The organism is Arcicella aquatica (genome assembly GCF_034928825.1).
GTDB classification, from domain to species: Bacteria; Bacteroidota; Bacteroidia; order Cytophagales; family Spirosomataceae; genus Arcicella; species Arcicella aquatica.
This window is the reverse complement of sequence record NZ_JAYFUL010000011.1, coordinates 136462-151040: the sequence shown is the minus strand read 5'-3', so window position 1 is coordinate 151040 and position 14579 is coordinate 136462. Positions and strand designations below refer to the sequence as shown.

9 protein-coding genes are annotated in these 14579 nt (G+C 35.4%); 1 reads left to right on the top strand and 8 read right to left on the bottom strand.

All coding sequences use genetic code 11. The annotated features are described in order from the left end of the window. Window positions 1–365 precede the first annotated feature (365 nt). From VB264_RS09420 to VB264_RS09400, 5 genes are all read right to left on the bottom strand, one after another. Complete coding sequence (locus VB264_RS09420) at window positions 366–1925, bottom strand: glycoside hydrolase (RefSeq protein WP_323248778.1); 1560 nt, start codon at window positions 1923–1925, stop codon at window positions 366–368. A 135-nt stretch (window positions 1926–2060) separates the two neighbouring features. Further along, the gene (locus VB264_RS09415; protein WP_323248776.1) at window positions 2061–3743 is read right to left on the bottom strand and encodes a RagB/SusD family nutrient uptake outer membrane protein; all 1683 of its coding nucleotides are present in this window, start codon (window positions 3741–3743) and stop codon (window positions 2061–2063) included. Between the two features lie 18 nt (window positions 3744–3761). Further along, window positions 3762–7178, bottom strand: a complete 3417-nt coding sequence (locus VB264_RS09410; RefSeq protein WP_323248774.1) for a TonB-dependent receptor — start codon at window positions 7176–7178, stop codon at window positions 3762–3764. Window positions 7179–7375: 197 nt separating this feature from the next. Next, complete coding sequence (locus VB264_RS09405) at window positions 7376–8458, bottom strand: FecR family protein (protein ID WP_323248772.1); 1083 nt, start codon at window positions 8456–8458, stop codon at window positions 7376–7378. A gap of 151 nt (window positions 8459–8609) precedes the next feature. Beyond that, on the bottom strand, window positions 8610–9245 hold the full coding sequence (locus VB264_RS09400) for an RNA polymerase sigma factor (protein ID WP_309918389.1): 636 nt from the start codon (window positions 9243–9245) through the stop codon (window positions 8610–8612). Window positions 9246–9553: 308 nt separating this feature from the next. Between VB264_RS09400 and VB264_RS09395 the strand changes: the two genes are divergently transcribed. Then, complete coding sequence (locus VB264_RS09395; RefSeq protein ID WP_323248770.1) at window positions 9554–10444, top strand: AraC family transcriptional regulator; 891 nt, start codon at window positions 9554–9556, stop codon at window positions 10442–10444. 56 nt (window positions 10445–10500) lie between these two features. Here the strand turns inward: VB264_RS09395 and VB264_RS09390 are convergent, their stop codons facing one another. The 3 genes from VB264_RS09390 to VB264_RS09380 all read right to left on the bottom strand — a co-directional run bounded on the left by VB264_RS09390 (window position 10501) and on the right by VB264_RS09380 (window position 14557). Further along, entirely contained in the window at window positions 10501–11874 is a 1374-nt protein-coding gene (locus tag VB264_RS09390; protein WP_323248768.1) for a family 43 glycosylhydrolase, read from the bottom strand. An 88-nt stretch (window positions 11875–11962) separates the two neighbouring features. Further along, window positions 11963–13177 (bottom strand): glycoside hydrolase family 88 protein, encoded by a 1215-nt coding sequence (locus tag VB264_RS09385; RefSeq protein WP_323248766.1) that lies wholly within the window; start codon window positions 13175–13177, stop codon window positions 11963–11965. A 54-nt stretch (window positions 13178–13231) separates the two neighbouring features. Beyond that, window positions 13232–14557: a BNR repeat-containing protein gene (locus VB264_RS09380; RefSeq protein WP_323248764.1), complete on the bottom strand. Its 1326-nt coding sequence runs from the start codon at window positions 14555–14557 to the stop codon at window positions 13232–13234. Between the last annotated feature and the right edge of the window lie 22 nt (window positions 14558–14579).

Here is a 14579-nt window from a genome sequence, read left to right as displayed (position 1 = left end):
GAAGTCTTTTACAGAAAAACAGACCCTTGGGATGTGTTACACTGTGGAGAGGATTCCAAAAATTTCAAACTATTAAAGAAATATATAACATCAATACTTATGGGTAATCAGTAGGACTTGAATCACTCGCTAGGGGATAAATATTATAGCTTATTCTAAAATTGTGATACACAAAAAACTTTCTTATGAACCAAGAAACAAATTATGTAAAGCGAACTCAGAGAGACTACAGTATATCACTTAAGCTACAAATTATTCAAAAGATTTAGCGAGGACAGCTATCTACTCATGGTGCTTGCTACAAATAAAGTAGGCTAGCTCCGCAAAAACACAAATTGTTCCGTTTTTATACTACATTATTTTTATTAATCAAATGTACTCACTAAAGTAGTGATGGCACGAGCTGGAATGGTAATAACTTGATTGATTTTGGTAGCTACTTGTGGTTTTAAATCAGCATCTTTAGATGTAATATAAGCTTTAACAGTGCTAACTTTTACGTTCTTTACTGAAAGCGTTACATCAACAGGATTAATATCAGCATTGATGATTACGGTGATAAGCTGCTTATTGGCAAGGTCTTTATAAGAAGAAACTAACAATAGGTTTTGTGTATCATCATTTTCAATATCAGCCGCAATTCGTTCTGCATTGGGTCGTATAAATCTACTAAAATTGCCAAAACTCCATAACATTTTGCTAGCACTAAAACTGCCTCCTGATTTGGCTTTATCAATATAAACTAGTCCATCTTTATAATCATAAGGAGATATGGCTATCCACCAGTGCCAAGCTGTAGCATTACCACTCACTAAATCATTATGGATTGTTCTTGCTATATACAAAGCAGGGTCTATGCCTAGGTCTTTTTTATTTCCATTCATTTCACCAGCATTATCACCCAGAATACAATATTCCGACATCCAATATTTTAGCGAAGGTATCTCCGCAACCCTATCCGACAATAGTTTTCTTTTATCACGAGCTTGTATAAAAGGAGAGCTTGTAAAATAACTATGTCCTGAAATTGCCTTTTCTACATTAGGCAGGTTCCCTACATAGTTTGGTGAAGTTTGATTAAAAAAATCGACAATTTGATTTCCTTTAGCAACATTGTTATTGGCTGAATATAAAAATTCTAGTTGCCCAGCTTCTGCTATATTAATCTTTGTAGAAAGGTTTTCTTTTAATAAACTTGCACTAAGCGAACGCGTTATTCCTGCTATTTCATCGTTTTTGAAAGGTGTTCCTTCTTGTCCTCCGTCACTCCACTCCCATTGCGGTTCATTCACCGGACTTATGTAGTTAAACGTAATACCTGTTTTGTCTTTAACGCCTTTAATAACGGTAGTCAAGAAACTAGAAAAAGCATCAAAGTTATCTGCACTAAGGTTTGATTTACCAGCAGTAGCAAAGGCTTTTTTATTAACAGTAAACTGTATAGGTGGGGAATTTGTAAAAGCTAAAAATTGGTCAACCTTACGCTGTTTGGCTGCATTCAAAAACCATATCTGACCAGCTTGTCTATCCCATTGATACGTACCATCGTCATTTAAAAAAGACTCTGCCCTTCTCCATTCGTCATTAATACCACTGTTATCCCCTTTTGCTGCACTTCCTGCACCAATGTTGAATCGCCAAAGAGACAAACCAATACCTCTGGGTTGCCCATTACTACTAGTATCTTGGCTGAACAATAAATCTGCGATACCATTTCTGCTTGCATCTGGCCAATTACCCACAAATTGACATGACCATGCATCAGAAGCTCCAAAATGTTCTATCTTTTGATACGTTTTATTGGCATCAATATTAATATTCCTTTTCTTATTTTCAGCAATTGGTTTTACATTATCTGGTACAACCTGTGCTTTTGAACAGCTTAATATGGAAACTAGCAATGGACAAATAATCATCCTTCTCATTTTAAATAGTGTTTGGAGGTTTCTGTTTGATTTCAAGCTCATTTGTTTAGCGTTATTATTCGTTTAGTTTCTTTAAAACAAAAATACCTTCTATTCAAGTAAGAAAACAATTGAATAGAAGGTATTTTACTAAAATTAGTACCCGCTTGTTTGACTCAATTTACCATTTGAAGCTTGAATTTCAGCTCTTGGTATTGGAAGGAAGTAATTTTTTTCCTCAAAATGACGTCCTGATAATGCCTCTTTTTTACTATAGGTAACAGTACTACCATTCTTTGTTACCTCTATTCCATAAGCAGGAACGTTCTCTGTAACATTAGCCACTTTCCAACGACGTACATCATAAAAGCGATGTTCTTCGAAAGCCAATTCTACCTGACGTTCACGGCGAATAATTTCACGCATCTGAACCTGTGTTAAACCTGTCGGCAATGCTGGCATATTTACACTTGGTCTGCGTCTGATGCTATTAATTGCATCATAAACTGTTTGGTCAGGACCAGACGCTTCATTTTGAGCTTCAGCATAGTTTAAAAGAATTTCAGCATATCTAAAATAAATCCAAGGCTGTGTACCTGCAATATCCCAAGGGTTATCTATAGGCAAATTATCATTCATGTATTTTTTCAGATAATATCCAGTTTTTGACGTATTCCAGTTAGATGGTCCATCTTTACTATCTTTTCCCCCAGGAATAAAAGACTGAACTGTATTGGTTCTATAAGGGGCATCATTATAGAGAACTGTCATATAAAAACGTGGGTCACGGTGCAAATAAGGTGCTTGTGTATTATAGCCAGAAGTTGGGTCTGTAATAGGCTTGCCATTATCCATTTCATAAGCATCTACCATGTTCTGAAGTGGTACATTGCCTCCCCATCCTCCAAAGCTATTAGGTGCATTTGAGATTTCTAAACATACATGGCGAGCACCCTGAGTATATAGACGTTCATAGATAATTTCAGGATTATTTTCTGCTGTTAAAAATAGTTTATCGTATCCATTCGTAAAAAGACTATACTTCCCCATGTCTATTACATCTTTGGCAGCTTTTGCGGCTGCCTGCCAAGTTCCACCATTATACAACGGACTAGCAGCATACAATAACAATCGTGATTTAAGCGCTAATGCTGCCCCTTTTGTTGCACGCCCTAATTGCCAAGTATTACCATTACTTACTGGTAAAAGGTTACTTGCTTCATCTAATTCGGCTACCGCATAGTCTATACAATCTTTAATTGATGACTTAGTATAAATATCTGCATTAGCTAAATCTTCTCCTAATTCAAGTACTTTATCTTTCATCAATACAACACCTCCGTAATTACGGATTAAGTCCTGATATCGAAAAGCTCTTATAAACTTCAATTCTCCTTTCAAGCGATTCTTTTGCGGAACGCTCATCGGAACTTTATCTATATTACTCAATGCATAATTAATTTCACGAATACTACGATAACTTCTACCCCAAATTGTACCTGCAATCCCTGTGTTTTCGGGGGCTAATTGCCCTCTTTGGATAAGCCACGTATTGTCATCATTGTTATAAATAGATTCATCTGTTACTGATGACCACATGGCATATTCAAAACCTCTGCCGAATCCTGGAGGTGTACCTTCTGCTTCTTTGTCTGTCAGACGCACGCCCAAATAGCGATTGATAACGTAAGATTCAAATAAAGAAGAATCTGAAAGGATTGAAGCGTCAGAAACTCTATCTGTAGGAACTATATTTAGAAAATCGGTTTTACAAGCATTAACAGAAAGCAAAATTCCCGTAATAATGAATGATATAACAATTATATTTTTAGATTTCATGTTCATTAATTTTAAATATTAAAACTTAACATTTACACCGAGATTGATAATTCTCTGCTGCGGATAAAACTGCCCACTATTACTATTTCCTTCTGGATCATAGTCTTTTACACCTGTAATCGTAAGAAGGTTAAACGCATTTGCATACACACGAACCTGCTTAATTTTTAACTTGCTTAACAACGACTTTGGAAGAGTATAGCCTATTTCAACATTTTTCAAACGGATAAAAGAAGCATCATTCAGCCAGAAAGTACTGTTGTATAAACCACCATTAATTGATGATGATGCTCTAGTATCTACTCTTGGATAAGTGCCATTTGGGTTACTTGGACTCCAACGATTATCTGCCCAACTGCTATAAAAATTACCAACTTGACCTGACTCTGGTAAAACATATTGACTTACATTCGTTTGTCCAGAAAGAACAAATGACATATCGAAATTTTTATAGCCAGAATTAAATACTACCCCATAAGTAATTTGAGGAACGTTGCCATATTCTGTTCTAACTTGGTCATCAGCAGTAATTTTACCATCTTTATTATAATCTTCCATGATTAAATCGCCCAGTTGCGTACCCGAAACATGAGGATACTTATCTAAATCTGCTTGTGTTCTGAAAATACCAATCGCATTATATAATTGATAAGTATAAAGTGGGCGACCTGTCTGACGTTGGTATGATAAAGCTCCTGCGGCTTCGTCAATAAAAATCACCTTACTTTTTGCATAAGTGAAATTGGCAGAAATATTATATCTGAACTCGCCAATATGGCTATAACCAATACTTGTTTCAAAACCACTATTGTTTATTTTACCAATGTTTTCATCTGGTACCAACGTTCCTGATCCGTATGGGTTTACAATACCTGAAACATTTGGAATAGAAGCATTACGAGTTGCAAGAATATTAGAACGTTGTTGTTGGAAATAGATAAATTCTAAAGAAATATTCTTGAATAATACAGTGTTTAAACCTAAGTCCATTTTTTTAGCAGTCTCCCAAGTAATATCTGGGTTGGCTAATTTTGTTAAATCAATACCTGAATGAATAGTATTCGCTCCAATAACATAAGTATTATTGAATGAATAATTATTATAATACTGGAACTGTCCAACATTATCGTTACCTAAAGAACCATAGGAAGCTCTTAGTTTTAAATCATCAATAGCTTTAACCTTAAACCATTGCTCTTCCGAGATTCTCCAGCCTGCTGAAATAGAAGGGAAAAAACCATACTGCTTTCCTTCTGGGAAAATAGACGAACCATCTACACGCATTTGTACTTCTGCCAAATACTTCTCGCTGAAATTATAGGCAATTCTACTGATATAACTTTTTCTAGTAAATTTATAGCTACTTCCATAGTTGTTTTTATCTGTTGCAGCCGCACCACCTTGCGATAATTCTGGAGTAGCCACTGTAGGATAATTGATTCTAGAAGCACCAAAAGTTTCTTGTGTATTTTTGCTCTGTTCGTAAGCTACAAAAGTACTAAGATTGTGTTTTCCTGTATGTAAATTATAATTCAACTTGATGTTTTCGACCATTGAAGCAGTATTTACTTGTGATTCTGTCAAGCTTGCTAATCCTGCAGAACCGCCAGTAATTACTCTATTATAAGTATTACTCGATTTGTCGTAAGAATACAACGGATAAGGCGTGCTGAATGATTTAGAAAAATTATAAGATCTATCAGCTGAATAGAATCCGTCGATAGACAAACCCTTTACAAAAGGAAGTGTATAGCTAGCTCTTAGAATACCATTGAAAACCGTGGTTGGATTTCTATTAATCCCTCCAACATCCGTACCCAAAACAACAGGATTACTATTTTCAACTCCTGTTGACGGTAATCCATTTGGATAAACCGATACTACTGTTGGGTATGCTCTGTAAATAGAACGGAAAATATTGCCAGCACCTTGGGTAGGATATTGGCGGTCTTCTTGACGACCCGCTAATGATAAACTTACTTTGAAGTTATCAGTAATATTAGCCTCTACATTAGATCTAAAGTTATATTGACTATAGTTTGTTACCCCATTTTTATACAAACCGTCTTGATAGATTGTTCCAAGCGATAAGTAATACTTGGTATTTTCAGTACCTCCATTGATACTTAAACTATGCTGGTTCTGAAGCACCATACTCTTTAATGCTTCTTTCTGCCAGTTAGTATTTGGATAATTGATTGGGTCTGAACCATTACTAAATTTTGTAATTTCGTCAGCACTATAATGTTGGTTCATGCCCCCTGCTGGATTATTATAATAATCAATCTCGTTCAGAATAGTGGCATAAGTAGGAGCATCCGCCAATTTTGGTAGTCTTGTTGGGGAACTAAAGCCTTGGTTGAAACTATAAGAAATGGTTGGTTTTCCTGTTCCTCCTTTTTTTGTAGTTACTAAAATTACTCCATTGGCAGCTCTACTACCATAAACAGCTGCTGAGGCATCTTTCAAAATTGAAATACTTTCAACATCGTTTGGATCAAGACGCTCTAATCCGCCTATTTGTCCTGGCACTCCATCAACCACAATCAATACATCATTATTTCCTGTAGAAGCAAAACCTCTTATCGTATAACTTGACCCATCATAACCAGGTTCTCCGCCCCTATTATTAGCAACAAATCCTGAAAAACGACCTGCTAATGAGTTGGATAAATTGGGTTGTGGACTTTTTACAATTTCTGAACCTTTTACCTCTGATACCGAACCTGTTAAAGTTACTTTTTTCTGTGTTCCATATCCTACAACTACCACCTCATCTAATGATCTCACATCTACTTTAAGGCTAACGTCTATCACTATACGATTACCGATTGAAACCTCCTTTTTTTCATAACCAACAAAGCTGAAAAGTAGTACATCTGAACCTTCGGGTACTGATATACTGTAATTCCCATCCGCATCAGTATTTGTTCCTCTCTGTGTTCCTTTCACAAAAACACTAACTCCTGGCATCGCATCACCTTTCTCTGAATCGGTCACTTTTCCTTTAATTATTTTGTCAACAGGTAAGGGAAACTCAATGTATTCTCCGTTTGGGGGCAGACTTGATGAGATGTTATCACTAAGGATAATTTGGCCTTCTATCACTTTATACTTAAGATTTAATGGACTTAAAAGCCCTACTAACACTTCAGAAAGGCGTTGTTGCTTAGTAACATAACTAACTTTACGATTTACCTGAATAGCCTTTGAGCTATAAATAAATTTCACTTTCGTCTGGTCTTCTATTTGTTCCAAAATATCTATTAGCTTTTGATTAGAAGCGTTTAGCGTAATAGATTTATTAAGAAACTCCTGAGCCTTCGTATCAATTCCATACGAAAAACTTGTAAAAACTAATGATAAGGCAAGTTGAATAACCGATATTTTCATAGCAAGCAGTAGGAAACCACTGGTTTGTCGAATTTTTTGCATATTTTTGGTTGATTTGTTAATTGTTTTTGTAAGCATGACAAATTCAGCCTATCACTTTCTAAAAGTGTAGGTAAGCTCCATACGGGGAGCATTCGGGCTGGCAATGGTGCGAACATTGTCAGCCTTACTTTTTTTAAAATGATTTTTTATTTTTTCATCCTATATATGTTTAATTTCTATTTATGTTTTGGTTTATATTAGTCTCCACACCCTCTTCCGCTTATTAAAATTACCGTTCCTTTCGTCTCATAACTGCCATTGATTGTTGCACAAATTATTTCAAGTTTGGCATGTAAAGATTGTGTCGTAAAATCAGCAGTAAGCGGACAATCGTAAAGTTTTTCATTATCTACGTCTATTCGAATACCATAAACATTAGAAAGTTTAGCTAGTACTTCTGATAATGGCGTATCTTTAAATTCAAACACATTATCTTTCTCACCTTGTGGTTGTGGATTATCAATCAACCCTGTTACAAAATGATGTTGTCCATCATAAAACGTAACTTTATGATTAGGTGACAAAACCACTCCACTATTTGGTTTAGTATCTTTTTCAAAAACGGACACTTTACCTGTTATTACTTCTACATCTATGTTATTACCCACAGTTGGTGCTTTTACATAAAAGCTGGTACCTAGTACTTTCGTTACAATTGTACCTGCGTGCACCAAAAAAGGTTTGTTGGGATTTTTAGCAATGTTAAAGAAAGCATCACCCATCAAATAAACCTCTCGATTATTCCCTTTAAATACTGATGGGTAACTCAGCCTACTATTTTTATAAAGTGTAATTTTACTACCATCGCTCAAATTCACATAAATGGGTTTTTCATTATTGTTTACTTGTTCTATTAATGGCATGTTAGACGATGCTGTAAGTTCTTCATAAATAGGTGTTTTACCTAAATCATTTTGATGATAAAAAACCCACGATATTCCTATGGCAACAGCAAGCACGGCGGCGATTTTTATCCATCTACTAAAAGAATATACTGTGTTGTTTGTTACCTCATTTTCTTGGACTTTAATCTGATGGATTTCTTCCATAATATCCTGCACATGGCTTTCAACCTTTGAAGAAGAAATCTCTTTAAAGGGTTTTACTTTGATGGCCTTGATGATATCCTTAGCTTCCATGGCAGTACTAGCCTTGGCAGGGTTTGAGACAATCCATTGTTCCCAAAATATTTTATTTTCAGCATTAGGAGATTTAACCCATTGTACGAAATTTTCATCCAACAAAAAATCTTCTATTTCAAAATTCTGATAGTCTTTCATTATATTATTATTAAAGCTTAGAGCCTATGTTTTAATAATAATATGCAAGGAGCTATCGGTATCTACTGTAATAATTATAATTTTTTTATAAAAATTTATAATTATGCTAAAAAACAAAGAGATTATTGAATATTACTAAATGAGAGGAATGTTACTTGATTGAATACCAAGTGGATAGCAGAACAAGAAGATTTATATATTCTCCCGTCCATTCATTACGAAGTTTGCGTAGCGCTTCGTATAGTAAATTATAAACTGACTGACGGTTTACTCCTAATACTTCGGAGATTTGTTCATTATTTAGGTTTTGATAGAACTTTAAATAAACCACCTCTTTTTGTCGTTTGGGTAATTTGTTCAAGAGCATCTCTATTTTTTCTACTTGTTCTGTCGTACTTTCTTGTTCTATTAACTGTGCTTCTATTGAAAAATCAACAATAAAATTATAATCGTCTGATGCCTCTTCTTGTTGCGAAAACCATTTTTTGTATTCTCTGAAAATTCGTCTTCTCAATGATTTCAACAGATAATACTTCACATAATCTGTATCACCAAGTGTAGATCGACGAAGCCAAATTTCTAAGAAAACATCTTGGATACAGTCTTTTACATAATCTTCCTCTGGTACTAAACGAACGCCATAATTGAAGAGTATTTTATAAAAATAGATCATTAATTCTTCATAAGCACTTTCGTCTCCCGCCTTTATTTTTAGCCAAAGGTTAGTTGCCTTGGCATCTAAAGAGCCTTCAATTAAGGGTTTTATGTTTTCTTCATCCACTTTCATTTCTAACAAAGATAAGAAAATTGTCTTGAATAGATTGGTTAGAACCTTCTACACCTAGTATCAATCATAAAAGAGTTATCGTAAAAAACTACTCTAACTTTTATGATTTTTCTTCATGGTTTCTAGAGAATTGTAAATAAAAACTCCTATTTAGGACAAACTTACTTATCAACTTATCTATATTGCAAATGTTTATTAAGGCGTAAAACTAATCAAAAAAAGATAATATATAATTATTTATCAAATAAATAGTATTTATTCCTGCCTTCTAATACACTTTTTTTGACTTCCGCTTGTCTGTTTTTAATATGAAGCTCTTCCGTAAATATTTCACTTTCCCTACAGATACGTCTGCTGAAAATCTAGGTATCAATGTCTTGAACCTTGGGCATAATATACATCCAAGTAATAAGCCCTATCCAGATGGTCAGCATCCCGACGATTATTATTTTGAATGGGAAAAAGGTAGAAGTTTAAAGGAATACCAAATTATCTATATACCTAAAGGCGAAGGCTATTTTGAAAGTAGCGGTTTACCCCCTCAAAAGATTGATGCTGGCACTATAATTCTATTATATCCTGATGTTTGGCATCGTTTCCGACCTGAAGAAAATACAGGTTGGGAAGAATATTGGGTGGGGTTTTCGGGTGCTTATGCCAAATATCTGCTCGAACAAGAATGTTTTAATGCACAAAAACCCATTATTAAAGTAGGTTTCAATACCGAATTTTTAGAGACGTTTTCAAGGTTTATCAAAATCGTTGAGGTACGCGAGGAATCTTATTTAAAGCTTTCTTCTTTTTTGCTCATTCAATTACTGGGTATTGTTTATACTTCGGTGTTATTATCAAACCAAAAAAAATCAAGAAAAGAGGATATAATAGACCAAATCAGGAATGAGATTCACCAGAAATGGAACAGTAATATTGATTTCGAACAGTTGGCACAAAGTAACAATCTAGGTTATGTTTGGTTTAGAAAAACCTTCAAGGAAGTATTAGGCACATCCCCCAATCAATATCATTTATTATTGAAACTCAGAAAAGCCGAACTACTTATTCAAGATTCACATCTTACACTTGCGGAAGTAGCCTATCAATGTGGTTTTGAATCTGAATTTTATTTTTCACGAATCTTTAAAAAGAAAATGAATTACAATCCTTCCGAAATTAGGAAGAGAAACTCAAAGCCTGAATAATTACCTTCAAATCAACATAGGCTAATCAGATGCTAGCCTATATTGATTCTTCTAAGTTAGAATACTCTAAATTCCCACAATCCTGCCGTTCCTTTCAAGAAGGTTAATCTTAGGTATTGTGCTTTTACGCTGCGTTCGTCGATGTGTGGCGACTGTATTTTAACATCTGGGTGACCTCCATAAGGTTTCCAACTTTTATTATCTATCGAATACTCTAATACATAGGCATGCCCAGCCGTGGGCTTTACAAAATAAGATTCAACCTTTTTGATGGCTGTTTTCTTCCCTAAATTTACTGTAAAAGTTGCTGTACTATCGTTAGTACTCGCCATCCATCTAGTACCATTTGCTCCATCAAGGGCATTTTGTGGCAAATAGGTTTCGGTTCTATTAATGCTTTTGTCTTTTACATAAGGCACTTTATAATCTGCTAACGTAGATGATGCCTCAGCGTGTTGAATATCAATTCCTTTCTTCACTAGATTAGGAAATGGATCGACGCCTTTATTCGTTAATTGGATAGGCTTAATCGTTCCATCTTCATTAAACTCCATTTTATCAATCCATACTTGTCTGTTCGTACTCGACCGCCCAAATTCTAAATAGGTAAAGTAATAATCATCTTTGATATGAAATACATTACCATGACCTGGTCCATAGATTTGTTCTTTCACATCTGTTTTAGCGATAATGTCTTCTTCTGGATAAATGAATGGCCCGAAGGGTGATACTTTACTATATTGATAAGCATACACATAGTTTTCGTGTCCGCTTAGAGTATAGAGATAATAGTAAATGCCTTTTCGTTTGAAGAAAATTGGGCCTTCTGAATATCCCCCTCTTTTGGTAGGCAATTTAACAATCGATGTGGTGTCTAAACTAACCATATCAGGATTCAATCGTCCTGCTCCACGCTGTGCCCAAAAAAGATACGGCTTTTGGTCATCATCAATAAATACTTCTGCATCAATCCCTTTCGTGCCTTTGGGAGCATCCATCTTTAACAATGGTGCCGCATTGGCTTTAGAGAAATCTCCCTTTGCTAAGCTAAAAGGCCCTGCTGGCGAGTCTGCCACTGCTACATAAATATCATGATTTACAGTAGGGTAATAATAATATTTGTCTTTTACTTTTACAGGATAGCTGGGTGCCCAGAACAATTGTTTTTCGGCAGCTGGAAAATAAAACCCTTTGAAAGACCAAGTCTTTAAATCTTTAGACGACCAAAGTACAGGGGGACCAGCAGTAGCCAGACCTTTGTTGTAGCCATCGGTAGTGGCATAACAATAAAAAGTATCTCCAACCTGAATAATACTAGGGTCGGCTATCAGGTCTGGAATAACAGGGTTATTATTGACAGATTTTTGCGCTTGCGTTAATTGTAAACACAATAAGAAGATGCTTGATAGTAAGAATATTCTTTGGGTCATATTTTTAGTGGTTTAGTGCTTAAAGCCTAGTAGATGTATGCAATAATTATACATTTACTAGGCTTTCATTTGTTATTATATTTGTGCTTTATTTCTTCAATTCCTTATAACGTTTCATCGCTTCCAAATAATAATAATCAGCATAGGTCAAAGGTACGTCAACTTCAGTACCTTGAGGGATATGTCCCACACAATGCTCAATTAAAAATCCACCATTTGTTCCGATAGCTGCTTTATATGGTGCATTTGATAATGAATAAATCATTGTTTCAGCATCTTTGATATACGTTTTCTTTAAATTTTTATCCACATATCCGCTTAATTCTAATAATGCCGAAGCCATTACAGATGCCGCAGAAGCATCACGTAGGGCAGTTGGAATATTAGGAGCGTTAAAATCCCAATAAGGAATTTTGTCTGTAGGTAAATTAGGATGCGTCAAAATAAAGTTCGCAATCTTTTTAGCCTGTTCTAAATAAATCGGATTTTTAGTTTCACGATACATCACTGTATAACCGTAAAGTCCCCAAGCCTGACCTCTCGCCCAAGCAGATTCATCTGCATAGCCTTGTGCTGTTTTTTTCTGTTGTACTGCTCCAGTTTCCGAATTATAGTTAATCACGTGATATGAACTATAGTCAGCACGGAAATGATTTTTCATCGTCGTGTTTGCATGAGTCACCGCAATTTTATAGTAACTAGAATCCCCTGTTACTTTGGTTGCCCAGAAAAGTAATTCAAGGTTCATCATGTTATCAATAATTACCAGAAAGTCTCCTTTTTTTGAATCCCATGATTTAATACAACCCACCGTCGGATTAAAACGTGTTGACAAAGATTTCGCACTTTGAATCAAAATATCTTTGTATTCAGGTTTAGGAGCAATATCTTTTGCATTGCCAAAACTGCAATACATCATAAAACCCAAATCGTGTGTGGTTTTATTAAATTTCTCTTTTTCTAATACCCCTAAAATCCTATTGTTTTCTTTTAACAAAGCCTCGTCCTTTGTTTGTTGATAGATATACAATAATGACCCTGGATAAAAACCACTACACCACCACTCAGAACCACTGAATTCGTATTTACCTGTTTTAGGGAAATAGGTTTTAGGGAATTTATCTGGAGGAAGATTTTTTATCAATACTTTATATTGCTTACCCGCATCTTCAAAGTTTTGCTTGATTGTTTTTAGCAAAATTGCTCTACTAGGATGAGCCTTGGTTGTTTGTGCTGTCGATAACGACACGCTAATCAAACATATCATTACGGTATTGATAGCAATGCTAAAAAAATGTTTCATAGTTTTGTGATTGTAATATATGGTTTATTAATCCTTGTTTCGTCCTTAAAACCTTTATTTACTGCTTTTTTTTAATGCCTTCCATTCTAATACCTGTACTTTTTGGGGAGGATTGTTTACTTTTCCTTCGCCATCAGCTTGGTCTACTTTCTCTACAAAAAGGTGTAAATCTCCTTTAGTTTGCCAAAGTTCGGTATCATAAGTAGGTTCCCATGAGCCTACAGAGGCTTCGCTAATATCCTTCAATATCCACTTTCCTTCGGCAAGATTAGTACATAAAGCCGTAGATACTTTATCGTCTCTTTCAGCATCTCTGAAAATGAGCATTGCGGATAATGTATTTTGTTTAGATGACCACGCTAAAATCTGTGGTCTGGCAATAGGGATACGCTTCGTACCCACTCCGCTTAAACTAAAAGGCGTTTTTCTAAAACCAAGGTTGCTTACTTGCCATTGTTTGTTCGCTAAATAAATAACATGGTATTGTGGCACGCTCTCATTAGCTTCTCGCCAATAGGTAGCAATGTATGGATTCCCTTCGGCATCAGCTACCATCGACGTCTGATTGATTAATTCACTTTTTTGAGGAATTTTACAAGCATATTCAGCATTGTTAGCAGTAATGGGTAATTGATAAGGTACTCCTTGTGAAGTCTCCCAAGTTTTGCCTCCGTCTTTTGAACGAGCATAAGCCATATCATGATTACTGGCAACATCAGCACCTTCACGCCATACCCATGAAAGGTGTATTGTTCCTTGTTTGTCTAAACAGGCTTGCCAATAAGCATTCCTTCTTCCTTCGCCATCAATCAGGTTTTCTTGGATGGTATTCCATTTTTTAGTTTTCAAATCATACTGATTCATCACTAAATTCCCTTTTCCAGAAGCACCATTTCGATAAAGAAACATGAGATTTCCATTGGGCAATCGGTAGAATTCAGGATACGTAACATTTTGTTCTGTACGTCCCGTCATGCTTTGCTTCTCTCCCATCGCTAAGGAAAATGGTTTTTGACTAACCGCATACCGAAGGGCATTATTGTGGTGATCCCAAGATAAGTGCAAATAGCCATCGCCATCTACCATCATTGAAATACAATTATGAGCATCACTAGCATTCCCTTTAAAGGCTGCCTTTTGTAATTCCCAGCTCTTTTGTCCTAACTTACGCTTGCCAAGTACCACAAAAGCATCGGCATCATAATAGGCTATAAACTGATAATTCTTAAAAGAAACTAAAGAATTTTTACGGAAAACTACGGCATTGACCGAATTCTTCGCCCAACCTTCTCCTACTTCAACGGTTTGAATATTGTCTTGTGCTTTGGCAAAAAAAACAATGCTACAAAAAGCTACGGTTATGAGTACTTTATAATTCATGAACAAGGATTTATACTATTCA

What these genes read in the sequence shown, in the direction of transcription:
- VB264_RS09420 (WP_323248778.1), bottom strand. Translation starts at nt 1,925, where the DNA reads ATGAGAAGGATGATTATTTGTCCATTGCTAGTTTCCATATTAAGCTGT.
- VB264_RS09415 (WP_323248776.1), bottom strand. Translation starts at nt 3,743, where the DNA reads ATGAAATCTAAAAATATAATTGTTATATCATTCATTATTACGGGAATT.
- VB264_RS09410 (WP_323248774.1), bottom strand. Translation starts at nt 7,178, where the DNA reads ATGCAAAAAATTCGACAAACCAGTGGTTTCCTACTGCTTGCTATGAAA.
- VB264_RS09405 (WP_323248772.1), bottom strand. Translation starts at nt 8,458, where the DNA reads ATGAAAGACTATCAGAATTTTGAAATAGAAGATTTTTTGTTGGATGAA.
- VB264_RS09400 (WP_309918389.1), bottom strand. Translation starts at nt 9,245, where the DNA reads ATGAAAGTGGATGAAGAAAACATAAAACCCTTAATTGAAGGCTCTTTA.
- VB264_RS09395 (WP_323248770.1), top strand. Translation starts at nt 9,554, where the DNA reads ATGAAGCTCTTCCGTAAATATTTCACTTTCCCTACAGATACGTCTGCT.
- VB264_RS09390 (WP_323248768.1), bottom strand. Translation starts at nt 11,874, where the DNA reads ATGACCCAAAGAATATTCTTACTATCAAGCATCTTCTTATTGTGTTTA.
- VB264_RS09385 (WP_323248766.1), bottom strand. Translation starts at nt 13,177, where the DNA reads ATGAAACATTTTTTTAGCATTGCTATCAATACCGTAATGATATGTTTG.
- VB264_RS09380 (WP_323248764.1), bottom strand. Translation starts at nt 14,557, where the DNA reads ATGAATTATAAAGTACTCATAACCGTAGCTTTTTGTAGCATTGTTTTT.